This is a genomic window from Kineococcus sp. DHX-1 (assembly GCF_042473625.1).
In the GTDB taxonomy this organism is placed as follows: Bacteria; Actinomycetota; Actinomycetes; order Actinomycetales; family Kineococcaceae; genus Kineococcus.
Map to the genome: position 1 here is coordinate 2,584,131 of NZ_CP170445.1, position 22,904 is coordinate 2,607,034.

The 22,904-nt window shown below is 75.0% G+C and carries 22 protein-coding genes; 1 reads left to right on the forward strand and 21 read right to left on the reverse strand.

Annotated features, from left to right (window positions below):
• Window positions 1-25: 25 nt before the first annotated feature.
• Entirely contained in the window at window positions 26-355 is a 330-nt protein-coding gene (locus tag ACFEMC_RS12525; protein WP_380169942.1) for an Lsr2 family protein, read from the forward strand.
• 36 nt (window positions 356-391) lie between these two features.
• Here ACFEMC_RS12525 and ACFEMC_RS12530 read toward each other — a convergent pair whose 3' ends face one another.
• The 21 genes from ACFEMC_RS12530 to smc all read right to left on the reverse strand — a co-directional run bounded on the left by ACFEMC_RS12530 (window position 392) and on the right by smc (window position 22,805).
• Complete coding sequence (locus tag ACFEMC_RS12530; protein WP_380169943.1) at window positions 392-1,561, reverse strand: RtcB family protein; 1,170 nt, start codon at window positions 1,559-1,561, stop codon at window positions 392-394.
• Between the two features lie 138 nt (window positions 1,562-1,699).
• Window positions 1,700-2,857 carry a DNA-processing protein DprA gene (dprA, locus tag ACFEMC_RS12535; protein WP_380169944.1) on the reverse strand — a complete coding sequence of 386 codons (1,158 nt, stop codon included), beginning with the start codon at window positions 2,855-2,857 and terminating at the stop codon, window positions 1,700-1,702.
• Window positions 2,854-4,407, reverse strand: a complete 1,554-nt coding sequence (locus ACFEMC_RS12540; RefSeq protein WP_380169945.1) for a YifB family Mg chelatase-like AAA ATPase — start codon at window positions 4,405-4,407, stop codon at window positions 2,854-2,856. Before ACFEMC_RS12540 ends, dprA begins: the two co-directional genes overlap by 4 nt.
• Window positions 4,407-4,775, reverse strand: a complete 369-nt coding sequence (locus ACFEMC_RS12545; RefSeq protein ID WP_380169946.1) for a YraN family protein — start codon at window positions 4,773-4,775, stop codon at window positions 4,407-4,409. The genes ACFEMC_RS12540 and ACFEMC_RS12545 overlap by 1 nt, the downstream gene beginning before the upstream one ends.
• Before the next feature lie 262 nt (window positions 4,776-5,037).
• Entirely contained in the window at window positions 5,038-5,364 is a 327-nt protein-coding gene (locus tag ACFEMC_RS12550) for a DUF2469 domain-containing protein (protein ID WP_366169179.1), read from the reverse strand.
• Between the two features lie 7 nt (window positions 5,365-5,371).
• A complete protein-coding gene (locus ACFEMC_RS12555) occupies window positions 5,372-6,217 on the reverse strand; it encodes a ribonuclease HII (protein WP_380169947.1) in 846 nt (281 codons plus the stop codon).
• Window positions 6,214-6,960, reverse strand: a complete 747-nt coding sequence (gene lepB, locus ACFEMC_RS12560; protein WP_380169948.1) for a signal peptidase I — start codon at window positions 6,958-6,960, stop codon at window positions 6,214-6,216. Before lepB (ACFEMC_RS12560) ends, ACFEMC_RS12555 begins: the two co-directional genes overlap by 4 nt.
• The gene (gene lepB, locus ACFEMC_RS12565; RefSeq protein WP_380169949.1) at window positions 6,957-7,631 is read right to left on the reverse strand and encodes a signal peptidase I; all 675 of its coding nucleotides are present in this window, start codon (window positions 7,629-7,631) and stop codon (window positions 6,957-6,959) included. Before lepB (ACFEMC_RS12565) ends, lepB (ACFEMC_RS12560) begins: the two co-directional genes overlap by 4 nt.
• A gap of 135 nt (window positions 7,632-7,766) precedes the next feature.
• Window positions 7,767-8,129: a 50S ribosomal protein L19 gene (gene rplS / locus ACFEMC_RS12570; protein WP_367637682.1), complete on the reverse strand. Its 363-nt coding sequence runs from the start codon at window positions 8,127-8,129 to the stop codon at window positions 7,767-7,769.
• A 157-nt stretch (window positions 8,130-8,286) separates the two neighbouring features.
• On the reverse strand, window positions 8,287-9,105 hold the full coding sequence (trmD, locus tag ACFEMC_RS12575) for a tRNA (guanosine(37)-N1)-methyltransferase TrmD (RefSeq protein ID WP_380169950.1): 819 nt from the start codon (window positions 9,103-9,105) through the stop codon (window positions 8,287-8,289).
• Complete coding sequence (rimM, locus tag ACFEMC_RS12580; protein WP_380169951.1) at window positions 9,105-9,626, reverse strand: ribosome maturation factor RimM; 522 nt, start codon at window positions 9,624-9,626, stop codon at window positions 9,105-9,107. Before rimM ends, trmD begins: the two co-directional genes overlap by 1 nt.
• A gap of 96 nt (window positions 9,627-9,722) precedes the next feature.
• Window positions 9,723-9,962: an RNA-binding protein gene (locus tag ACFEMC_RS12585; RefSeq protein WP_370440143.1), complete on the reverse strand. Its 240-nt coding sequence runs from the start codon at window positions 9,960-9,962 to the stop codon at window positions 9,723-9,725.
• Between the two features lie 4 nt (window positions 9,963-9,966).
• On the reverse strand, window positions 9,967-10,365 hold the full coding sequence (gene rpsP / locus ACFEMC_RS12590) for a 30S ribosomal protein S16 (RefSeq protein ID WP_380169952.1): 399 nt from the start codon (window positions 10,363-10,365) through the stop codon (window positions 9,967-9,969).
• Window positions 10,366-10,492: 127 nt separating this feature from the next.
• Window positions 10,493-11,590, reverse strand: coding sequence for an amidohydrolase family protein (locus ACFEMC_RS12595; RefSeq protein WP_380169953.1), 1,098 nt, complete (start codon window positions 11,588-11,590; stop codon window positions 10,493-10,495).
• 7 nt (window positions 11,591-11,597) lie between these two features.
• Window positions 11,598-13,169: a signal recognition particle protein gene (gene ffh, locus ACFEMC_RS12600; protein ID WP_380169954.1), complete on the reverse strand. Its 1,572-nt coding sequence runs from the start codon at window positions 13,167-13,169 to the stop codon at window positions 11,598-11,600.
• A 24-nt stretch (window positions 13,170-13,193) separates the two neighbouring features.
• A complete protein-coding gene (locus tag ACFEMC_RS12605; protein ID WP_380176760.1) occupies window positions 13,194-15,623 on the reverse strand; it encodes a [protein-PII] uridylyltransferase in 2,430 nt (809 codons plus the stop codon).
• Between the two features lie 19 nt (window positions 15,624-15,642).
• Window positions 15,643-15,981 carry a P-II family nitrogen regulator gene (locus ACFEMC_RS12610; protein WP_367637693.1) on the reverse strand — a complete coding sequence of 113 codons (339 nt, stop codon included), beginning with the start codon at window positions 15,979-15,981 and terminating at the stop codon, window positions 15,643-15,645.
• On the reverse strand, window positions 15,978-17,339 hold the full coding sequence (locus ACFEMC_RS12615; RefSeq protein ID WP_380169955.1) for an ammonium transporter: 1,362 nt from the start codon (window positions 17,337-17,339) through the stop codon (window positions 15,978-15,980). The genes ACFEMC_RS12610 and ACFEMC_RS12615 overlap by 4 nt, the downstream gene beginning before the upstream one ends.
• A gap of 162 nt (window positions 17,340-17,501) precedes the next feature.
• Window positions 17,502-18,689 carry a signal recognition particle-docking protein FtsY gene (gene ftsY, locus ACFEMC_RS12620; RefSeq protein WP_380169956.1) on the reverse strand — a complete coding sequence of 396 codons (1,188 nt, stop codon included), beginning with the start codon at window positions 18,687-18,689 and terminating at the stop codon, window positions 17,502-17,504.
• 51 nt (window positions 18,690-18,740) lie between these two features.
• Window positions 18,741-19,004 carry a hypothetical protein gene (locus tag ACFEMC_RS12625; RefSeq protein ID WP_380169957.1) on the reverse strand — a complete coding sequence of 88 codons (264 nt, stop codon included), beginning with the start codon at window positions 19,002-19,004 and terminating at the stop codon, window positions 18,741-18,743.
• Between the two features lie 171 nt (window positions 19,005-19,175).
• Entirely contained in the window at window positions 19,176-22,805 is a 3,630-nt protein-coding gene (gene smc, locus ACFEMC_RS12630; RefSeq protein ID WP_380169958.1) for a chromosome segregation protein SMC, read from the reverse strand.
• Window positions 22,806-22,904 lie beyond the last annotated feature (99 nt).

Here is a 22,904-nt window from a genome sequence, read left to right on the forward strand (position 1 = left end):
GTCCCGGCCGTGCGAAGATCACGCCGTGGTTCAGCGCACGCACTCGGTGCTCACCGACGACGTCGACGGCTCCGACGCCGTCGAGACCGTCGCCTTCGCCCTCGACGGCGTCCCGTACGAGATCGACCTGTCGGCCCAGAACGCGGCCGCCCTGCGGCGCGCGTTCAGCCTCTACGTGGAGCACGGCCGGGCGCTGACGCCCCGGCGCCGGGCGAGCCGCCCCGCCGACGGCCCCGGCACGGGGGTCGACAGCGGGGCGGTCCGCGCGTGGGCGCGCGAGAACGGCGTGCCCGTCAACTCCCGCGGCCGGGTGCCCGCCGAGGTCGTCGAGCAGTACGTCACCGCCGGCCACTGACGACGGTTCCCCGGGACGGCGCCCCGGGGCCACGCCTCAGTCGCCCTTGACGTTCACCACCTGACGCAGCGTGTGCCGGACCTCGACCAGGTCGGCCGCGTCGGCCATCACCCGGTCGATGTCCTTGTAGGCGGCCGGGATCTCGTCCAGGAACGCGTCCGTGTCCCGGTACTCGATGCCCTTCATGGCCTCCCGCAGCTGCTCGTGGGTGAACGTCCGGCGCGCCGCCGACCGGCTGTACTCGCGCCCCGCACCGTGCGGGGAGGAGTGCAGCGACATGACGTCGCCCTTGCCGACGACGACGTAGCTGGCCGTGCCCATCGAACCCGGGACGAGCCCGGGACGCCCGGCGTCGGCCGCGATGGCGCCCTTGCGGGACAGCCACACCTCGCGGCCGAAGTGCCGCTCCCGGGTCGTGTAGTTGTGGTGGCAGTTGATCCGCTCCGCCTCCTCGACGGCGGCCCCGAGGAACCCGGCCAGCTGGGCGACCACCCGGTCCATCATCTCCTCGCGGTTGAGCAGCGCGAAGTGCTGCGCCCACTGCAGGTCGGCGAGGTACTCGTCGAACTCGGCCGTGCCCTCGACGAGGTAGGCGAGGTCACGGTCGGGCAGCGGCACGAACCACCGCGCGCACAGCCGCTGCGCGACGGCGATGTGGTGGGTGGCCAGCTTGTTGCCCGGACCGCGCGAGCCGGAGTGCAGGAACAGCCACACCCGGTCCAGCTCGTCGAGGGACACCTCGATGAAGTGGTTGCCCGAACCGAGCGTCCCGAGGGCCAGCCGCCAGCGCGGGACGAGCTGTTCGCGGAACGCGGCCCGGGCCGGTTCGAGCGCCTCCAGCTCGGCCACCCGCGGCGCGGCCGTGGCCGACACCTCGCGGTTGGCCGCACCCGCCGACAGCGGCACCGCGGCCTCGATCGACGTCCGCAGGACCGACAGGTCGCGGCCCGCGAGGTCCGCGGCCGTGAACTGCGTGCGGACGGCGATCATGCCGCAGCCGATGTCGACCCCGACCGCGGCCGGGATGATCGCCCCGTCGGTCGGGATGACGGACCCGACGGTCGCGCCCTTGCCGAGGTGGGCGTCGGGCATCAGCGCGATGTGCGGGTGGATGAAGGGCATCGTGGCGGCGGTCTGGGCCTGCCGGCGCGTCCCCTCCTCCAGCACGGACGCCCAGTTCACCAGCTTCTTCCCCAGCCGTTCCACCTTCTCCACCTCTCTGCTCGTGGTCTGCTCGTGGTGCGCTCAGGGCCTGCGCGGCAACGGTTTCCGCACCAGGCACGAGGGACGACGATACGCAGCGCACGCCGGACGTCCCACTGGTTTTCCGCTCCACCGACCGCCTCAGACGCCCGGCGCGCGAGACCACCCCGCGCCGGTCCGGACCGCGTGCCCGGACAGCTCCAGGCGCCCGAGGAGGGCCTGGACGGCTCCCGGGTCCAGACCGCTGTCCCGGGCCAGCGCGTCCAGGTCCGCTCCCGCCCGGCGCGGCAGGCACTCGGCCACCCGCAGCTCCTCGCGGTCGAGGCCGTCGAAGGGACGCCGCTCCACCGCCGGGACCGACACCTCCTCCGCCCCCAGCTCACCGAGCAGTTCGGCCGCCTCCTCCGCACTCGTGACGCAGACCGCTCCGCGCTCGCGCAGCAGGCGGTGGCACCCGGCCGAGGCCGGTGACGTCACCGGCCCGGGCACGGCGCCGACGGGGCGGTGCAGCCGCTCGGCCCGGTCCGCCGTCGACAGGGCGCCGGAGCGCCAGGCGGCCTCGACGACCACCGTGCCCCGGGTGAGGGCGGCGATGAGCCGGTTGCGCTCCAGGAAGCGCCACCGCGTCGGGGTGCTGCCCGGCGGCACCTCCGAGACGAGCGCACCGGACTGGGCGAGGCGGGCCAGCAACGCCGCGTTGCCGGGCGGGTAGCTGCGGTCGACCCCGCAGGCCAGGACGGCCACGCTCGTCCCCCCGACGGCCACCGCGGCCCGGTGGGCCGCCGCGTCGATGCCGAAGGCACCACCGCTGACCACCGCGAACCCCCGGTCGGCCAGCCCGACGGCGAGGTCGGCCGCGACGTGCTGGCCGTACGCCGTCGCGGCCCGCGAACCGACGAGCGCGGCGCTGCGGACGCTGACGTCGGCCAGCCGCGCGGGGCCTCGCACCCACAGGCAGAACGGCGCTCCCAGGGGCCGCTCCCCCGTCGCGTCGACGTCGAGGTCGGCCAGGCCCGACGGCCACTCCTCGTCGGCGGGCACCACGAGCCGCCCGCCCGCGGCACGGACCGCGGCGACGTCGCTCGCAGGGTCGACGTCGGCCAGCCGGGTGCGCCACCGCTCCGGGCCCCGGCCGGTCACGACGGCCTCGAGCGCCAGCGGCGCCCCGACCTCGCCGACCAGCCGGGCGGCGGCGACGTCCCCCGGTTCGGCCAGGCGGCTCCAGGCCGCCCGGGCGAGCCGGTCGTCCTCCAGGGCGGTGCGCAGGGCGGGTGGGACCTGCGTCAGGGCGCGGCTCACGCGGCCACCGCCGCGCTGAGGGCCCCCCGCAGGGCGAGCGCACGGCCGACGTCGTCCCGGTCCGGAGCCCCGGACCCGCGCAGGTCGGCCACCGTCCAGGCCAGCCGCAGCACCCGGTCCACGCCGCGCAGCGTCAGCACACCCCGTTCCAGGGCCCGGTCGAGGTCGCGGGTGACGCCCGCAGCCAGGCGCAGCGGCCCCCGCAGGAGCGGACCCTTGAGCTCCCCGTTCGTGCGCACCCCGTGCCGGCCCAGGCGCTCGCCCTGGACCGCGCGCGCCGCCGCGACCCGGGCCGCCACGACGGTCGTGCTCTCCCCCGCGGCCGCCTCGGCGACCTCGGCGCGCGTCACGGCCTGCACCTGCAGCTGCACGTCGACGCGGTCGAGCAGCGGGCCGGAGAGCTTGGCGGCGTACCGCCGCCGGGCCTGCGGTGAGCACGTGCAGTCCAGGCCCTTGCCGACGGCGCGACCGCACGGGCACGGGTTGGCCGCCAGCACGAGCTGGAACCGCGCCGGGTAGCGCGCCGTGCCCCGGGCGCGGTGCAGGACGAGCTCGCCGTGCTCCAGGGGCTGGCGCAGGGCGTCCAGGACGCGGGCCTCGAACTCCGGCGCCTCGTCGAGGAACAGCACCCCGCGGTGGGCCCGGGACACCGCCCCGGGCCGCGGCACCCCGCTGCCGCCGCCGACGACTGAGGCGACCGACGCGGTGTGGTGCGGGTCCTCGTACGGCGGGCGCGTGATGAGGGCCGTGCCCGGCCGGCCGCGCAGGGTCCCGGCGACGGAGTGCACGGCGGTCACCTCCAGGGCGGCCTCCTCCTCCAGGTCCGGCAGCAGCCCGGGCAGGCGGGCGGCGAGCATCGTCTTGCCCGCCCCGGGCGGCCCGTTCATCAGCAGGTGGTGTCCACCCGCTGCCGCGACCTCGAGGGCGAAGCGCGCTTCCGTCTGGCCGACGACGTCGGCGAGGTCCAGCGGACGCCCGGCGCTGACCCGCTCGGGCGGGACGAAGGCGCGCGGCGGCTCGGGCAGGTCCAGCGGGGGGTCACCGCGGTAGTCCGCGACCAGCTCGGCCAGCCAGCGCACACCGCGGACCGCGACGCCGGGGACCAGCGCGGCCTCCTCGGCCGTCGCCTCCGGCACGACGACCCGGCGCACCCCCGCGCGGGCGGCCGCCAGCACCGCGGGCAGCACCCCGTCGACGGCCCGCACGCTGCCGTCCAGGCCCAGCTCCCCGAGGTGGACCGTCTCGGCGGACGCCTCCGGCGGCAGGACACCGGCGGCCGTGAGCGTCGCGACGGCCACGGCGAGGTCGAACGCCGACCCCGTCTTCGGCAGGGTCGCGGGTGAGAGGTTCACGGTGATCCGCTGCGCCGGCAGCGGGAAGCCGGAGTTGGCCGTCGCCGCCCGGACGCGGTCCTTGGCCTCGTGCAGCGACGCGTCGGGCAGGCCGACCAGCACGAAGGCCGGGATGCCGGGTGAGATGTCCGCCTCGACCTCGACGAGGTGCCCGTCGAGACCGACGAGCCCGACGGCGAGGGAACGGGCGAGCGCCATCAGAGCACGCCCCGCAGGTGCTCGACCCGGGCCGGGCCCCGCTCGGCGGGGCTGACCGCCACGACGTCGAAGCGGATGCCGGCGGGGGTCACGGCCGGGTGCGCCTTGAGCCACTCCTGGGCCAGCTCCTGCAGCCGGGTCAGCTTCTCGGGGGTGACGGCCTCGACCGCCGTCCCCGCGCTCGTGCTGCGCCGCGTCTTGACCTCGCACACGACGAGGTCGTCGCCGTCCCGCGCCAGCACGTCGATCTCCCCGTGCCGGCACCGCCAGTTGCGGTCCAGGACGGTCATGCCCGCCTCGACCAGCCACCGGGCCGCCACCCGTTCCCCGTACTGCCCCACGGCGTCCTTCGCGCGCACGTGCACCACCTCCGCGGCTCAGCCTGCGGCGGGGGGAGGCAGGGGCAGGACCTGCCGGGCCCCGCTGTGGACGGCGCGCTCCCTGTGGAGCCCGGGACGGCACGGGACGTCGTCGTCCACAGCCCGTCGGACCGGAAGGAGGGGTGTGAGCAGTGGGAACGCGCCCCAGCGACCCCCCGGCAGTGGGGCGCGTCCCACGGGTGCATCGACGCAGCGTGCACAGGCGTTACCGATGACGTCATGCGTCACCTGGATGGCCGAACGGCGGGCCTCAGCGCTCGCGCAGGTCCGGCCCGTCGGGGACCTCGATGTCGCGCTTCTGCAGCTCCTCCACGTTCACGTCCTTGAACGTCACGACGCGAACGTCGCGCACGAAGCGGGCGGGCCGGTACACGTCCCACACCCACGCGTCGTGCAGGGTCACCTCGAAGTACGTCTCGCCGTCGGCTGTGCGGACCTGCAGGTCGACCGAGTTGGCGAGGTAGAAGCGCCGTTCGGTCTCCACCACGTACGAGAACAACGAGACGACGTCCCGGTACTCGCGGTAGAGCTGCAGCTCCATCTCGGTCTCGTAGTTCTCCAGGTCCTCGGCGCTCACGGGACCATCATGCCTTCCGGCCCCCCGGGGTGTGGGAGGTGAGGTCCGCGAGCGCCTCGTCCTCCAGGAGCCCCAGGTCCAGCGCCTCGGCGGACGCCTCGACGACGCGGGGGGCGGGCACCGCCAGGCCGGGCAGCCGCCAGCTGCGCCGGTGCTGCTCGCAGCTGCCGTGCTCGGCGAGGGCCTGGAGGTGGTCGGGGGCGCTGTAGCCCTTGTTGCCGGCCCAGCCGTACTGCGGGAACGCCGTGTGGCGCTCGGCCATCATCGCGTCGCGGGTCGTCTTGGCCAGCACGCTCGCGCCGGCCACGGCCGCGCAGGACATGTCCGCCTTGATGCGGGTGGTCACGGCCGGCGCGTCGCAGGGCAGGACCGGCCCCGCCTCGCCCAGCTCCCCCAACTCGTCGAGCAGCGAGGGTTCCCGCGGATCGCTGAGGTAGTCGTGGTTGCCGTCGAGGATGACGACGTCGGGCCGGACCGGCAGCTGCGCCAGGGCCCGGCGGCCGGCCAGGCGCAGGGCGGCGATGATGCCGATGGCGTCGATCTCGGCGGGCTCGGTGTGCCCGACGGCCCAGGCCAGGGCCCACCGGCGCACCTTGGGCGCCAGGGCGTCCCGGGTGGCCGGCGCCAGCAGCTTGGAGTCGCGCAGGCCGGTGGGGGCGGTGCGGGTGGCCTCGTCGACGACGAGGACGCCGACGCTGACGGGCCCGGCGAGCGCGCCGCGGCCCACCTCGTCCATCCCCGCGACGAGCGTGTGTCCCGAGCGCAGGAGCTGGCGCTCCAGGCGCAGCGAGGGGGGTGTGGCGGGCGAGGGTGCGGGCCGTCGCTTCGCCGGGGTGCGGGTGGCCGGGCTCACTCCACGCCCGTCCGTCCCGGGACCGAGGCGAAGTCGTCGGGGGTGCCGAGCCAGGACCAGTGCGACAGCGGCCAGACGACGGCGTACGCACGGCCGACGACGAGGTCGACGGGCACGAAGCCGTTGTGCGCCTTGTCCCGGTTGAAGCGGGAGTCGGCCGACTCGGCGCGGTTGTCGCCCATGACCCACAGCTCGCCCGCCGGGACCGTGACGTCGAAGGCGGAGTCGCTGGGCGCGACCCCGGCCGCCAGGTAGGCGGACTCGTCGACGGGCGTGTCGTTGACGGTGATCCGGCCGTCGGCGTCGCAGCAGACGACGTGGTCGCCGGGCAGGCCGATGACGCGCTTGATGAGGTGGTCGTCGGAGTCCTCCGGCAGCAGCCCGACGAACGTCAGGGCGTCGGCGACGACGGACCCCACGGCGCTGCGCTGCGGGGGCGTGGAGCCCTGGAGCCAGCCGCCGGGGTCGGAGAAGACCACGACGTCCCCGCGGTGCAGCGCGAACGGGCCGGGGGTCAGCTTGCTGACGACGACGCGGTCGCCGATGTCGAGGGTCTGCTCCATCGACTGCGAGGGGATGAAGAACGCCTGCAGCAGGAAGGTCTTGACCACCAGCGACACGACGAGCGCGACCGCGACGACGAGGACGGTCTCGCGGACGGCGCCGACGATGCCGCCGCCGGCCCTGCGCCGCGGCGCGGGCTCCTGGGCCTGCGTGTCCTGCTCGGTGTCCCCGGCGCTCACGACGCGCTCCCCCGTCCGACGGTGCCGACCGCGTCCAGCGGCCAGGTGATGGCGACGACCCGGCCGATGACGTCGTCGAGGGCGATCGTCCCCCCACCCGGTGAGCCGAGGTGGGAGCGCGAGTCGACCGAGTCGCTGCGGTGGTCGCCCATCACCCACAGTCGCCCCTCGGGCACTTCGATGTCGAACCGCAGCTCGCTCGGCGCGTCCCCGGGCTGCACGTAGGGCTCCTCGAGCGGCGTGCCGTCGACGAGCAGGCGGCCCTGCGCGTCGCAGCAGGTGATGCGGTCCCCGGGCAGCCCGACGACCCGCTTGACGAAGTCGGACTCCCCCGGCCGGAAGCCGAGCACCCCCGCGACACCGGCGCCGACGGCGGCCAGGCCCTGCGGCTCCGGCGGGGCGTCGGCGAAGGTGCCGGTGCCGTCGAAGACCACGACGTCGCCGCGCTGGACGTCGGAGGCGTCGACGCGCCAGACGAGCACGCGCTCACCCGGCTGCAGCGTCGGTTGCATCGAGTCCGAGGGGATGGAGAAGGTCTGCACGACGAAGGAGCGGACGAGCAGGACCAGCAGGAGGGCGATGGCGAGCACGAGGACGGCCCGCGCCCCGCGCGAGGAGCGGCGCCCAGCCGGCTCACCGGACGTCGACGGCCGCGGCTGGGTGGTCGTCACGGAACTCCTGCCTCACGGGGACTGCGCGCCGCGAGAGCGCGGCTCGGGGAGTCTAGACGGGCCTGCTGGGAACCCGTCCGGAACGACACGAGCCGGGCCCCGTCGGGGACCCGGCTCGCGGTGGAGGTGCTGGACTCAGCCGCGGGGGCTGGTCGTGTCGCGACGCTCCTTGATCTTGGCGGCCTTGCCGCGCAGGTCGCGCAGGTAGTACAGCTTGGCGCGCTTCACGTCACCGCGGGTCACGACCTCGATCTTCTCGATGACCGGGGTGTGCAGCGGGAAGGTGCGCTCCACGCCGACGCCGAAGCTGACCTTGCGGACGGTGAAGGCCTCGCGGATGCCGCCGCCGGTGCGGCGGATGACGACGCCCTGGAAGACCTGGACACGCGAGCGGCTGCCCTCGATGACCTTGACGTGCACCTTGAGGGTGTCGCCGGCCCGGAACTCCGGGATGTCGCTGCGCAGCTGGGCTGCGTCGATGCTGTCGAGCACGTTCATGGCTGTTGCTCACTTCCCCTGTCGTTGCCACAGGTCATCGGCACAGGCGTTGGTCCCGCGACGGGCGTCCGGTGGGGCTGGCCCCCTGTGGCAGGCGCACCCTCCGCTGCCCGGGGGCAGCGGTCACCGGCCGTCGCGGCTCGTTGGTGTCAGCTGATCAGTCTGCCACAGCGGAGGTCGTGGGACGGAATCCGTGATCACCGGGCGTCCAGCCCAGCTCGGCGAGGACGGCGAGGTCCCGCGCGTCGCACCGGGCCGGGTCCAGCCGCTCCACCACGTCGGGGCGGCGGGAGGCGGTGCGCCGCAGCGCCTCGTCCCGCCGCCAGCGCTCGACGGCCCCGTGGTTGCCGCCGGCCAGCACGGCCGGGACGTCGAGCCCGCGCCAGGAGGCCGGCTTGGTGTAGGCGGGGTGCTCCAGCAGCCCGTCGTGCTCGGGGGCGTGGCTCTCCTCGGTGAGGGACGCGGCGTTCCCGACGACGCCGGGCACCAGGCGGACCACGGCCTCGGTGATCGCCAGGACGGCGACCTCGCCACCGTTGAGGACGTAGTCCCCCAGCGAGACCTCCCGCACCCGGATCCGCGTCCGGTAGTGCTCAACGACGCGGGCGTCGATGCCTTCGTAGCGGCCGCAGGCGAAGACGAGCCACGGTTCGGCGGCCAGCTCGACCGCGGCCCGCTGGCTGAACACCTCCCCCACCGGGGACGGGACGACGAGGACGGGTCCCTCCTCGCGGGCACCGACGGGCGGGTCGGCGAGGACGGCGTCCAGCGCCTTACCCCACGGTTCGGGCTTCATGAGCAGCCCGGCGCCGCCGCCGTAGGGCGTGTCGTCGACCGTGCGGTGCCGGTCGTGGGTGTGCTCGCGCAGGTCGTGGACCCGCAGGTCGAGCAGCCCCTGGGCCTGCGCCTTGCCGATGAGCGAGAGCTGCAGCGGCGCGAGGTAGTCGGCGAAGATCGTGACGACGTCGAGGCGCACTAGCCCTCGTCCCCCGGCAGCTCGACGAAGAGGCCGCCGGGCGGGGCGAGGACGACCTTGCGCCGGCGCACGTCGACGGTCGGGACGATGGCGCGGACGAAGGGGACGAGCACCTCGCGGCCGTCGGTGCCCGTCACGACGAGGACGTCCTGCGCCGAGCCGGTCAGCAGGTCGGCGACGGTGCCCAGGGGCGTGCCGGTCACCGTGACGGCGGCCATGCCCCGCAACTGGTGCGGGTACCAGGCGTCGTCGGACTCCTGCGCCTCGTCGTCGATGTCGACGAGCAGGAGGGTGTCGCGCAGCGCCTCGACGGCGGTGCGGTCGGCGACCTCCTCGAAGGTGAGCAGGAGGGTGCCGTTGTGCCAGCGGACGCCGCTGACGGTGAGCGGGCCCCGGGCCGGCTCGGTGCGCAGCACCACGCCCGGGACGAAGCGCTCGTCGGGGTCGTCGGTGCGCACCTCGACGGTGACCTCGCCCCGCACCCCGTGCGGGCGCCCGATGCGGGCGACGACGTACTCCACGAGAAGTCCTCCGAGATGGCTGGGCTGGAACGGCAGGACGCCGGGGCCGCGTGCGCGACCCCGGCGTCCGGAGGTGGTGCTGGTGACCGCGAGGGGTCAGCGACGGTCCACGTCGACGAGGTCGACGCGCACCTGCTTGCCGCCGGCGAGCGCACCGATGACGGTGCGCAGCGCCTTGGCCGTGCGACCGGCGCGGCCGATGACCCGCCCCAGGTCGTCCGGGTGCACGCGAACTTCGAGCACGGCACCGCGCCGCAACGTCTTGGACGTCACCTGCACGTCGTCGGGGTTGCCGACGATGCCGCGCACCAGGTGCTCGAGAGCGTCCGCGAGCACCGCGTCAGGACTCTTCGGCCGGGGCCTGCGCCTCGGCGGCGGGGGCCTCGGTCGGCGCGGACGCCGTCTTGGCCGCCCCACCGGCGGGGATGCGCGGGGGCTTGGTGTTGGTGCTCGGGGTCCGGTAGGTGCCCTCGGCACCCGGCAGGCCCTTGAACTTCTGCCAGTCACCCGTGACCTTGAGGAGCGCGGCGACCTGCTCGGTCGGCTGCGCGCCGACGCCGAGCCAGTACTGGACGCGCTCGGACTTGACCTCGATCGTCGAGGGGTCCGTCATCGGGTTGTACAGGCCGACCTCTTCGATCGCGCGACCGTCGCGCTTGCTGCGCGAGTCGGCGATGACGATGCGGTAGAACGGCGCGCGGATCTGGCCCATGCGCTTGAGGCGAATCTTGACAGCCACGGTGTGGGGTGTCTCCCGGTTCTGAAGTGTCGAACGGACCGCTCCGGTGTGGGGACGCCGGGCCGGGCAGTTCAGGGACGCGTTCGTCCCGGGTGAGAGGGTCCCTGGACGGACGAGTGCCGGACCATCATGCCAGAGGTCGCGCACCGTCCACGACACGGCCGCGCAGCACGACCGTCGGGTCCCGCAGCACGCCCAGGTCGGCGCGCGGGTCGCCGGCCACGACGAGGAGGTCGGCGCTGGCCCCCTCCTCCAGCCCGGGGTGGCCGAGCCAGCGACGCGCCGCCCACACCCCGGCGTCCAGGGCCGCCGTGCGGGACAGCCCGGCGACGGTCAGCTCGTGCAGCTCCTCGACGACGAGGCCGTGCGGCAGGACGCTCCCGGCGTCGGTGCCGGCGAAGACCGGGACGCCCGCGGCGTGCAGGGCTGCGACGGTGTCGTACCGCCGCGCGTGCAGGGCACGCATGTGCGCCGCGTACGTGGGGAACTTCGGCTCGCCCCGGTCGGCGATGCCGGGGAACGTCGCGATGTTGACCAGCGTCGGGACCACGGCCACGCCCGCGGCCGCCAGCCGCGACAGGTGCTCCGGGCCCACCCCGGTGCCGTGCTCGATGCCGTCCACCCCCGCGGCGAGCAGCTCCTCGACGCCGTCTTCACCGAACTGGTGGACGGTGACGCGGGCGCCGAGCTCGTGGGCGGCGGCGACCCCGGCGGCCAGGACGTCCGCGGGCCAGCACGGGGCGAGGTCGCCGGTCCCCCGGTCGATCCAGTCACCCACGAGCTTGACCCAGCCGTCCCCGCGGCGGGCCTCCACCCGGATGTGCTCGACGAGGTCCTCGGGTTCGATCTCGTGCGCCAGCCCCCGCAGGTAGCGGCGGGTCCGGGCCAGGTGACGGCCCGCGCGGACGATGCGCGGGAGGTCCTCGACGTCGTCCATCCAGCGGGTCTGCGACGCCGACCCAGCGTCCCGCAGCAGGAGCGCGCCCGCGTCGCGGTCGACGACGGCCTGCGCGCGGGCGACGTCGTCGGGGACCCAGCCGTGCGGGCCGATGCCGACGTGGCAGTGCGCGTCGACGAGACCGGGCAGCACCCACCCGGCCAGGCGCGTGGTCGTCACCGCAGCCGGCCGCGAGAACGTCAGCCGCCCCCCGACGACCCACGCCTCACCGACCACCTCCTCGGGCCCGACGAGCAGCGGTCCGGTGAGGTGCAGTGCCTGGCTCACGCGTGCGTCACTGCCCGAGGTACTTGTCGAACCCCTTCGGCAGGTTCAGGTCGGCCGGGTCGAACCCCTTCGACGGGTCGGGCAGCCCGAAGGCCGAACCCGGTTGCGCCGCAGCGCGTTCGGCGGCCGCCTTCTCCTCGGCGGCGCGCTTGGCGGGGTTGCCGCTCTTGCCCTTCTTGCCCTTCTGGGCAGCGATCCGGGCCTTCTGCTTCTTCGACGCGCCCGCCCCCGCACCGCCGGGCATCCCCGGGATGCCGGGCAGCCCGCCGCCGCCGAGGCCGTTCTTCAACGAGCGCATCATCTTCTGCGCCTGGCCGAAGCGTTCGAGCATGTCGTTGACGGCCGAGACGCTCTGGCCGCAGCCGGCGGCGACGCGGGCGCGGCGGGAACCGTTCATGATGCGCGGCTGGCGGCGCTCCAGCGGCGTCATCGAGCGGACCATGGCCTCGATGCGGTCGAACTCGCGCTCGTCGAAGGCGTCGAGCTGCTGCCGCATCTGGGCCATGCCCGGGAGCATCCCGAGCATCTTCTTCAGCGAGCCCATGTTCCGGACCGCCTGCAGCTGCTGCAGGAAGTCGTCGAGGGTGAAGTCCTCGTCGGCCGCGAACTTCGCGGCCATGGCCTGCGCCTGGTCGGCGTCGAAGGCCTTCTCCGCCTGCTCGATGAGCGACATGACGTCACCCATGTCGAGGATGCGCGAGGCCATCCGGTCGGGGTGGAAGGGCTCGAAGTCGTCGAGCTTCTCGCCCGTGGAGGCGAACATGACGGGCTGGCCCGTGACGTGGCGCACCGACAGGGCCGCACCACCGCGGGCGTCGCCGTCGAGCTTGGTGAGCACGACACCGTCGAACCCGACGCCGTCGCGGAACGCCTCGGCGGTGGCGACGGCGTCCTGGCCGATCATGGCGTCGAGGACGAAGAGGACCTCGTCGGGCTTCACGGCGGCCCGGATGTCGATCGCCTGCTGCATCATCTCGGCGTCCACACCGGTGCGGCCCGCGGTGTCGACGACGACGACGTCGTAGTGGTGGCGCACGGCGTGCTCGATGCCGCGCTGGGCGACGGAGACCGGGTCACCCACGCCGTTGCCCGGTTCGGGCGCGAAGACGTCGACCCCGGCGCGCTCACCGGTGATCTGCAGCTGGTTGACGGCGTTGGGGCGCTGCAGGTCGCAGGCCACGAGCAGCGGGCGGTTGCCGTTGCCCTTGAGCCAGCGGCCGAGCTTGCCGGCCAGCGTCGTCTTCCCGGCACCCTGGAGGCCGGCGAGCATGATCACCGTGGGCGGGTTCTTGGAGAACCGCAGGCGGCGCGTCTCGCCGCCGAGGATGCCGACGAGCTCCTCGTTGACGATCTTGACGACCTGCTGGGCCGGGTTGAGGTGCCCGACGACCTCCGCACCGGTCGCCCGCTCGCGGATGCGCGTGGTGAAGTCGCGCACGACGGGCAGGGCGACGTCGGCGTCGAGCAGCGCGCGGCGGATCTCCCGCACGGTCGCGTCGACGTCGGCTTCGGTCAGCCGCCCCTTGCCGCGCAGCGACTTGAACGTGGCGGTGAGGCGGTCGGAGAGCGTGGCGAACACGCCACCACCTTAACCGGCGGCGCGTCAGGCCCCCGGCACCTCCGCCGCGTCCGACAGCGCCTGGATGGCCATGGCCACGCGGGGCGGGGAGAGCCGGTCCCCCGTCGGCTCGGCGAGGTACAGCACGTCGACGGCCTGGGCCGCGTACGTCGCGACGTGCGCGGAGCGGATGTCGATGCGCTCGGTGGCCAGCGCCCGCCCGAGGGCGTGCAGCAGCCCGGGCCGGTCGGCGCAGCGCACCTCCAGGACGGTGGCGCGGTCGCTGGCCCCGGGGAGGATGACGACGCGGGGGTGCGCGACGAGCGACCGCGCGCCGCCCGCCGGCCGTCGGGTCTGCGCGTCGCGGGCCGCGAGCCGTTCCAGCAGGGCGACGTCGCCGCCGACGATGCGGTCCAGGCTCTGGCGCAGCAGCTCCGCCGAGGGGGGCTCCCCCGTCGGCGACTCGACCCACCAGGAGTCGACCGCCACGCCGTCCAGGGTGCGCACGAGCGCGGAGCGCACGAGGAAGCGGTGGCCGGCGAGGAGGCCGGCGAGGTCGGCGAAGACGCCGGTGCGGTCGGGTGCCACGACGGTGACGACGAAGAAGCCGTCGACCTCGCGCACGTCGACGCGGGTCTGCCCGTCCGCGGCCGTCGCGGCGGCGAGCGCCTGCTCGGCCGCGTCGAAGGGCGCCGGGCCGGGCGCCTCCTCCCCGGCGAGGGACTTGCGGGCGCGCGCGACGAGGCCGTCGACCAACCGGGCCCGCCACGGCGACCACGCGGCCGGGCCCGCGGCGCGGGCGTCCGCCTCGGTGAGGGCACGCAGCAGGTTCAGCGTCTCCAGCCGACCGTCGACGGCCTCGACGAGGGCCGCCACGGTCTGCGGGTCGTCGGGGTCGCGACGGGTGGCGAGGTCGACGAGGGTCAGGTGCTCGGCCACGAGGCGGCCGACGACCTCCACGTCGGCGGGGGCGAACCCGGCGCGAGCGGCGACGGCGCGGGCCAGCGGCGCACCCGTGCGGGAGTGGTCCTGCGCCCCGGGCAGCTTGCCGAGGTCGTGCGTGAGGGCGGCCAGCAGCAGCACATCCGGGCGTTCGACCTCGCGCAGGAACGGGCCGGCGGCGACCGCGGTCTCGATGAGGTGCCGGTCGACGGTCCAGCGGTGCACGGCGTTGCGCTGCGGGCGGTTGCGGATCCCCGTCCACTCCGGGATCCAGCGCTCGACCAGCCCGACCATGTCGAGGGACTCCCACACGGGCACCTGGGCGGGGCCGGCGGCGAGCAGTTCCAGGAGGGCCTCGCGCGCCGCGACCGGCCACGGCTGCGGCAGCGGCGGGCAGGTGGTGACGAGGTGCTCCAGGGTCACCGGGGAGAGCGGCAGACCGGCGCGGACGGCGGTGGCGGCCGCCCGCAGGGGCAGGACCGGGTCCTCGGCGGGGCTGACCCCGGCGCCGAGGACGACCTCGCCGTCGTGCTCGACGAGGCCGTGTCCCAGCGAGCGCAGCCGCGGGCGCTTGCCCTGGGCGCGGAAGCGGCGGGTCGGCACCGACTGGCGCGCCCGGCGGGTGGTGAGGTCGACGGCCGCGGAGATGGTGCGGGCGGCCTGGGCGACCGCGGCGAGCAGCAGGTCGGCGTCGGCGAACCCGCAGACGACGGCGGTGGCGTCCTGCTCGGCGAGCAGGAGCCGGTCGCCGGGGCGGCCGGAGGAGGCCTGCAGACCGTCACGCACGTCGAGCAGGAGGGTGTGGGCCTCGTCGACGGCGCCGTGGGGGCGGTCGGTGAGCCAGCTCGCGGCCAGCGCGCGCAGGGTGATGGCGTCGCGCAGGCCGCCCCGGGCCTCCTTGAGGTCGGGTTCGAGCAGGTAGGCGACCTCCCCGAAGCGCGTGGCGCGCTCGGCGAGGGAGTCCAGCACCTGCGGCAACCGGCGTCGTGCCCCGGCGCGCCAGTCGTCGAGCAGGTGACCGCGGGTGCGGGCGACGAGCCCGCCGTCGCCGGCGACCACGCGCAGGTCGAGCAGCCCGGTGGCGGCGGCGAGGTCGGCCGAGGCGACCTCGCGGCACTCCTTGGTCGTGCGGACCGAGTGGTCCAGACGCAAGCCGTTGTCCCACAGGGGGTACCAGATGCGGTCGGCCAGGGCCGCGACGTCGTCGCGCCCCAGGGCCCGCCCGTCGTGCAGCAGGACGAGGTCCACGTCGCTGGCCGGGCCGGCGTCGCGGCGGGCCAGCGACCCGACGCAGGCGAGCGCCACACCGGATCCCTCGCCCGGGCCGCCGGCGAGGGGGCCGCCGGGCCCGGCGAGGGGTTCGAGGGCCAGGTCCCACACGTCGCGCAACCGGGACTCCACGAGCTGGACCAGCTCGGCGCGGCGGTGCGGGCCGGGTTTGCCGGCCCGCACCGCCAGCGCGAGTCGCTCGGTGCGCAGGTCCGCGCTCAGCGCGGACCCGCCACGGGAGCGTCCATGGGGGATGACCTCCAGGAGGGTTGGTGCGGGTGGGTCAGAGCGCGTCGGGGCCGTGCTCGCCGGTCCGGACCCGGACGACGTCGTCGACCGGCTGCGTCCAGACCTTGCCGTCCCCGATGCGCCCGGTCTGGGCGCTCTTGACGACGACCTCGACGACGTCGTGGGCGTCCACGTCGTCGACGAGGACCTCCACGCGCACCTTCGGGACGAGGTCGACGGTGTACTCCGCGCCCCGGTAGACCTCGGTGTGGCCGCGCTGGCGGCCGTAGCCGGAGGACTCCGAGATGGTGATCCCCTGGATGCCGTAGGCCTCGAGCGCCGACTTCACGTCGTCGAGCTTGTGCGGCTTGATGATCGCGGTGATGAGCTTCATGCGGAGACCTCCGAGCTTCCGGACGAGTGACGGGCGTCGGTCGGACGGGCCGGCGAACCGGCCACCCGGCCGCCACCGGCGGTGAGGGCGCCCCAGTCGTAGCCGGACTCGGCGTGCTCGGCCTGGTCGATGCCGGCGACCTCGTCCTCCTCGTCGATGCGGAAGCCCATCGTCTTCTGGATCACGAAGCCGATGAGCAGCGTGACCAGGAAGGAGAACGCGAGCACCGCGAACGCCCCGACGACCTGGCGCCAGAGCTGGTCGACGCCGCCACCGAAGAACAGGCCCGCGCCGTAGCCGCCCTTGACGGCGGGCGAGGACGGGGTGGCGAAGAACCCGATGGCGATGGTGCCCCAGACGCCGCCGACGAGGTGGACGCCGACGACGTCGAGGGAGTCGTCGTAGCCGAGCTTGTACTTCAGGCCCACGGCCAGGGCGCACAGCACACCGGCGATGGCGCCGAGGACAATGGCCATGACCGGGTTGACGGCCGAGCAGGCGGGCGTGATGGCCACGAGGCCGGCGACCGCACCGGAGGCGCCACCGAGGGAGGTGGCGTGCCCGTCGCGGATCTTCTCGGTCAGCAGCCAGCCGAGGATGGCGGCCGAGGTGGCGACGATGGTGTTGACGAAGGTCACGGCGGCGGTGTTGCCCGCCGACAGGGCGGAGCCGGCGTTGAACCCGAACCAGCCGAACCACAGCAGGCCCGCGCCGAGCATGACCAGCGGCAGGTTGTGCGGACGCATGGGGTCACGGCCGAAGCCGCGGCGCTTGCCGAGGACGAGGGCCAGGGCGAGGCCGGCGGCGCCGGCGTTGATGTGGACGGCGGTCCCGCCGGCGAAGTCGACGGCCTTCAGCGTGTTGGCGATCCAGCCGCCGACGACGGAGCCGTCGGCGGAGTCGAAGGCGAACACCCAGTGGGCGACGGGGAAGTAGACGATGGTCGCCCAGACGCCGGCGAAGACCATCCACGCGCCGAACCGCGCGCGGTCGGCGATGGCGCCGGAGATGAGGGCGACGGTGATGATCGCGAACACGGCCTGGAAGGCGACGAAGGCCATGGCCGGGTAGGTCGCGGAGGCGTTGTCGCCCATCAGGCCGGTGAGGCCGAAGTACTCCAGCGGGTTGCCGAGCAGACCGCCCCCGACGTCGTTCCCGAAGGCCATCGAGTAGCCCCACAGGACCCACAGCACCCCGATCAGGGCGAGGGCGCCGAAGCTCATCATCATCATGTTGAGCACGCTCTTGGCGCGGACCATGCCGCCGTAGAAGAGCGCGAGGCCGGGCGTCATGAGCAGCACGAGCGCCGAGCTGGTCAGGATCCAGGCGGTGTCGCCTGAGTTCAGGGCCGAGTCCATGGGCAGCATGGCCTTCCGCGAGGCCGGCGGGGCCGGCGAGAGAGGGGGTCGAGAACGGGACCACCGTGGCCCGCTCTCGTTACAACCCCTCGTTCGCCGTGTTTCACCCGTGTGACGGCACCGCCGCCCGTGTGAACTTCAGGTAACGCGGGAACCCGCCCGTCAGGCCAGGAGCGCGTCGACGAACGCCTCCGGCTCGAAGGGCGCGAGGTCGTCGGCCCCCTCGCCGAGCCCCACGAGCTTCACGGGGACGCCCAGGGACTGCTGGACGGCCACGACGATGCCGCCCTTGGCGGTCCCGTCGAGCTTGGTCAGCACGATGCCGGTGACGTCGACGACCTCGGAGAACACGGCCGCCTGGCGCAGGCCGTTCTGGCCCGTCGTGGCGTCGAGGACCAGCAGGACCTCGTCGACGGGACCGTGCCGCTCGACGACGCGCTTGACCTTGCCGAGCTCGTCCATGAGGCCGACCTTGTTCTGCAACCGGCCGGCGGTGTCGATGAGGACGACGTCCACCTCGGCCTCGGTGCCCTGCTTCACGGCGTCGAAGGCGACGGCCGCGGGGTCGGCGCCGTCGCGGTCGCTGCGGACGGTGGGCACGCCGACGCGGTCGCCCCACGTGGCGAGCTGCTCGGCGGCCGCGGCGCGGAACGTGTCGGCCGCGCCGAGGACGACGTCCTTGTCCTGGGCGACGAGCAGGCGGGCGAGCTTGCCGACGGTCGTGGTCTTCCCGGTGCCGTTGACGCCGACGACCATGACGACGGCGGGCCGCTCCCCCTGCCGCTGCGTCGCCAGCGTGCGGTCCATGCCGGGTCCGACGGCGGAGAGCAGCTCCTCGCGCAGGAGCTCGCGCAGGTGGGCGGGGTCACGGGTACCGAGCACCTTCACGCGCTCGCGCAGGGCGTCGACGATGCGCGTCGTGGGGTCGACGCCGAGGTCGGCGAGCAGGAGGGTGTCCTCGACCTCCTCCCACGTGGCCTCGTCGAGCGTGTCGCGGGAGAGCAGGGCCAGCAGCCCCTGTCCGAGGGCGGAGTTGGACCGGGAGAGGCGTTCGCGGAGGCGGACGAGGCGCCCGAGGACGGGGGCGGGTCGTTCGACGACCGGGCCGTCGGGGAGGCCGACGTCCTCGACCGTGCGGGTGGCGCTGTCGCGCGGGACCTCCGCGTCGTCACCGACCCCCGGCAGGTGCTCCTCGCCGTCGCGCCAGTCCCCCTTGAGGCCGGCCTGCTGCCCTGGACGGGGCGGGAGGTTCCGGCGCCGGCGGCGCGGCCGGACGAAGCCCACCAGCGCGCCCACGCCCGCGAGGGCGATGACCGCGATGAGGCCGATGACGTACTCGACTGTCTCCACGACCCCCGATCTTCCCAGACGGGGCGGGGACCGCCCGCCCGCCGACACCCGTCAGCGGGCGCGGACCGTCCGGTGCTCCTCGCGCGCGCCGCGACGCTGAGCCTCGAGGCGGGCGGCCACGCGCGTGCGGGCCTGCTCGGCGACGCGGTCGCGGTGGTGGCGCAGGACGAGCAGGAGCCGCTCGGCCCACGCGTCGATCCGCGCCATCGTCCGGCTGCCCCGTCGGCGCAGGCTCGGCGCTGCGACGGTCAGCAGGACCACGACGGCCAGACCCACCGTCACCACGAACGTCACCAGCAGAGTCGTCACCATCACCGGACCACCACCCACGACGTCGGCACCGGGGCCGGGTTCGGTACCGGGACCCGGTGGAAGCTCATCACGCGACCACCTTGCCCCGCGGGTCCCGCCCGCACCACCCGGCACGCGCCGTCGTCATCGCTCCGTGACCGGATGCTCACCGGGGCGTCACCGAGGCGACGACGGTCACACCGGCGCGGGCTCGGGATCCTGCTCGGGGACGGGTTCAGGGGCCTTCGCCGCCACGGTCCGCTCCCCCTCGCGCAGCCGCTGGCTGACGACGGTGCTGATCCCGTCACCGCGCATCGTCACGCCGTACAGGGCGTCCGCGATCTGCATCGTCCGCTTCTGGTGCGTGATGATGATCAGCTGGCTCGTGGCGCGCAGCTCCTCGAAGAGGGTGATGAGCCGGGACAGGTTCGAGTCGTCGAGCGCTGCCTCCACCTCGTCCATGACGTAGAAGGGGCTGGGGCGCGCGCGGAAGATCGAGACGAGCATCGCCACTGCGGCCAGCGACCGCTCGCCGCCGGACAGCAGCGACAGCCGCTTGACCTTCTTGCCCGCGGGCCGGGCCTCCACCTCGATGCCGGTGGTGAGCATGTCGGACGGGTCCGTCAGGACGAGGCGCCCCTCCCCGCCCGGGAACAGGCGCGGGAACACCTCCTCGTACTGCTGCGCCACCTCGGCGAACGCCTCGGAGAACACGCGCTCGACGCGCTCGTCGACCTCCTTGACGATGTCGAGCAGGTCCTTGCGGGAGTTCTTGAGGTCGTCGGACTGCGTCACGAGGAACTGGTGGCGCTCCTCCATCGCCGCGTACTCCTCCAGCGCCAGCGGGTTCACCTGCCCCAGCTGGGCCAGCGCCCGTTCGGCCGAGCGGCGCCGCTTGTCCTGCTCGGTGCGGACGTAGGGACGCGGCTCCGGCGCCTCCTGCGGTTCGGGGTCGCCGGGGGCGGGCGGGGACGGCGGGACGAGCTGGTGCGGGCCGAACTCCTCGACGAGGACGTCGGGGTCGGTGCCCAGCTCCTCGAGGGCGCGCTGACGCAGCTGGTCGATCTTCCAGCGCTGCTGGGCGCGGGCGACCTCGTCGGCGTGCCGGGTGTCGCCGAGGCGCTGCTGCTCGGTCTTGAGGGACTCCACGGCGCGCCGCGCGGCCCCCACCTGCTCGTCGAACGTCGCCCGAGCGGCCTCGGCGGCCTCTCGCAGCCGGGCGGCCTGGGCGTGCGAGGACTCCCATGCGGTGAGCGCCCTCGCGGCGCCCTCGCGGACGGTCGCGGCGACGCGCAGCTGCTCGGCGCGGCGGGCGCGACGGGCGGCGGCGCGTTCCCGGGCGGCGAGCTCCTCGGCGGCCTGCCGTTCCAGCGCGTCCGCGCGACCGGCGAGGGCGCGCGACCGTTCCTCGGTGGTCCGCAGGGCGAGCCGGGCCTCGGTCTCGGTGCCGCCGAACCCCCGGGCGACCTCGGCGAGGCGGTCCCGCTCGTCGGTGGAGACCTCCTCCTCCCCGTCGCCCTCGACAGCGCTGGCGGCCTCGAAGCGTTCGGACAGCTCGGCGAGCTCGGCGCGGTCGGCCTCCAGGCGCGTGCTGACCTGCTCGCGCGTCGCGCGCAGCCGGTCGGCCTCCGCGGCGGCCGCCCGGACGGCGGAGCCCAGCTGCCCGAGCTGCTCGGCGACGGCGTTCATGCGCGCGTCGGAGTCGTGGAGCCGGTCCAGGGCCGCCTCGACGCGCTCGGTCGCCGCGGCCCGCGCGGTCTGCGCCTGCTGCAGCGCGAACTGCGCCCGCTGCGCGCGGTGCTCGGCGGCCGACAGGGCGTCGGTGGCCTCGTCGACGGCGGCCTGCACCTGCAGCAGGCTCGGCGCGGACGACGACCCGCCCGCGGCGACGTGCGCCCCCACGACGTCGCCGTCCCGCGTGACCGCGACGAGGTCGGGCTGGGACTCGGCGACGCGCTGGGCGGCCGGCAGGTCCTCGACGACGACGACGTGGCCCAGCAGCCGGACCAGGGCGGGCTGCAGGTCCACGGGCGCGGTGACCAGCGACAGCGCGGCCCGCGCGTCGGGCGGGACGACCAGCCCGGTGTCAGCGGGCCCGGCCGTGGCCACGAGCATCCCGGCCCGGCCGGCGTCCTCGCCCTTGAGGTGCTCGATGGCGCGCACGGCGTCGGCGGGGCTCGCGACGGCGACGGCGTCGGCGGTGGACCCGAGCGCGGCGGCGACCGCCTGCTCGTAGCCGGACTCCACGCTCAGCAGCGCCGCGACCGAGCCCAGGACACCGGAGACGGCCGTGCCGGCGGCGAGCAGGGCGCCCGTGCCGTCCTTGCGGGCCAGCCCGATCTCGAGGGCCTCCTTGCGGGCGGTCCACGTCGCGCGGTCGCGTTCGGCGGCCTGCAGCTCGGCGCGGGCCTGCTCGTGCGCCGCCTCCGCGGCCTCGAGCCCGTCGGCCGCCGCCTCGTGCTCGGCGTCCAGGCCCTCCTCGCCCTCCTCGACCCCGGCGACCTGCGTCTCCAGGGCGGTGAAAGCCGTCTGCGCCTCCTCGCGCCGGCGCTCGGCGTCGGCCAGGGAACCGGACAGCCGCTCGCGCTCGGCCTCGGCGGCCTCGACGCGGCTGGTGCGGGCGGCGACCTGGCCGCCGAGGCGGGCCAGCCCCTCGCGGCGGTCCGCGGCGGCGCGCAGCGCGGCGGAGACCCGCTGGTCCTCCGCCCGCGCCGCCTGGTCGGCCGCGGCGCGGGCGGCGAGGACCTCCTCGAGCGCGGCACGGCGCGTGGCGACCTGCTCGGCCAGCGCGGCCTCCTCGGCGCGGACGCGGTCGGCCTGCGCCTGCAGCTCCTCCGGGTCGCGACGGCCGGTCTGCTCCTCCGGCTCGTTCGCCAGCAGCCGCGAGCGCTCGGCGGCGAGGGCCTGCACCCCCCGCAGCCGCTCGGCGAGGGCGTCGAGGCGGTGGTGGGTCTCGACGGCACGGGCGAGGTCCGGGGCCGCGGCGGCCGCGGCCTGCTCAGCGGCCTGGAGCCGGGCGGACGCCTCGCCGAGGTCGGCCTCGACCTGCGCCTGGCGGGTCTTCAGCGCCGCCTCGTCCGCCTCGTCGCGCTGCAGGGAGCTGCTGGCCTGCACCAGGTCGTCGGCCAGGAGCCGCAACCTCGCGTCGCGCAGGTCCGCCTGGACGACCTGGGCCCGGCGCGCCGCCTCGGCCTGGCGCCCCAGCGGCTTGAGCTGGCGCCGGATCTCGGTGACGAGGTCGGCCACCCGCGTGAGGTTGGCCTCCATCGCGTCGAGCTTGCGCAGCGCCTTCTCCTTGCGGCGCCGGTGCTTCAGGACCCCGGCCGCCTCCTCGATGAACGCGCGGCGCTCCTCGGGCGAGGCGTGCAGGACGGCGTCGATCTGCCCCTGGCCGACGATGACGTGCATCTCGCGGCCGATGCCGGAGTCGGACAGGAGTTCCTGGACGTCCAGCAGGCGGCACGTCTGACCGTTGATGGCGTACTCGGACCCGCCCGTGCGGAACATCGTCCGCGTGATCGTCACCTCGGCGAACTCGATGGGCAGCGCCCCGTCGGCGTTGTCGATCGTGAGGCTGACCTCGGCGCGGCCGAGGGCGGAACGTCCCTCCGGGCCGGTCGTGCCGGCGAAGATGACGTCCTCCATCTTCCCGCCGCGCAGGCTCTTCGCGCTGCTCTCCCCCATGACCCAGGTGAGGGCGTCGAGGACGTTGGACTTGCCCGAGCCGTTCGGGCCGACCACGCACGTGATCCCCGGCTGCAGCCGCAGCGTCGTCGCGGAGGCGAACGACTTGAACCCCTTGAGGGTGAGGGTCTTCAGGTGCACGGGGCGAGAGCCTAACGACGCGAGGCCCGTGATCGTCCGAGGCGAGCCGTGCCGCGCCGCGGGCGGGCTTCTCGGCACCGGGCCCCCTCCCCGTGGTCA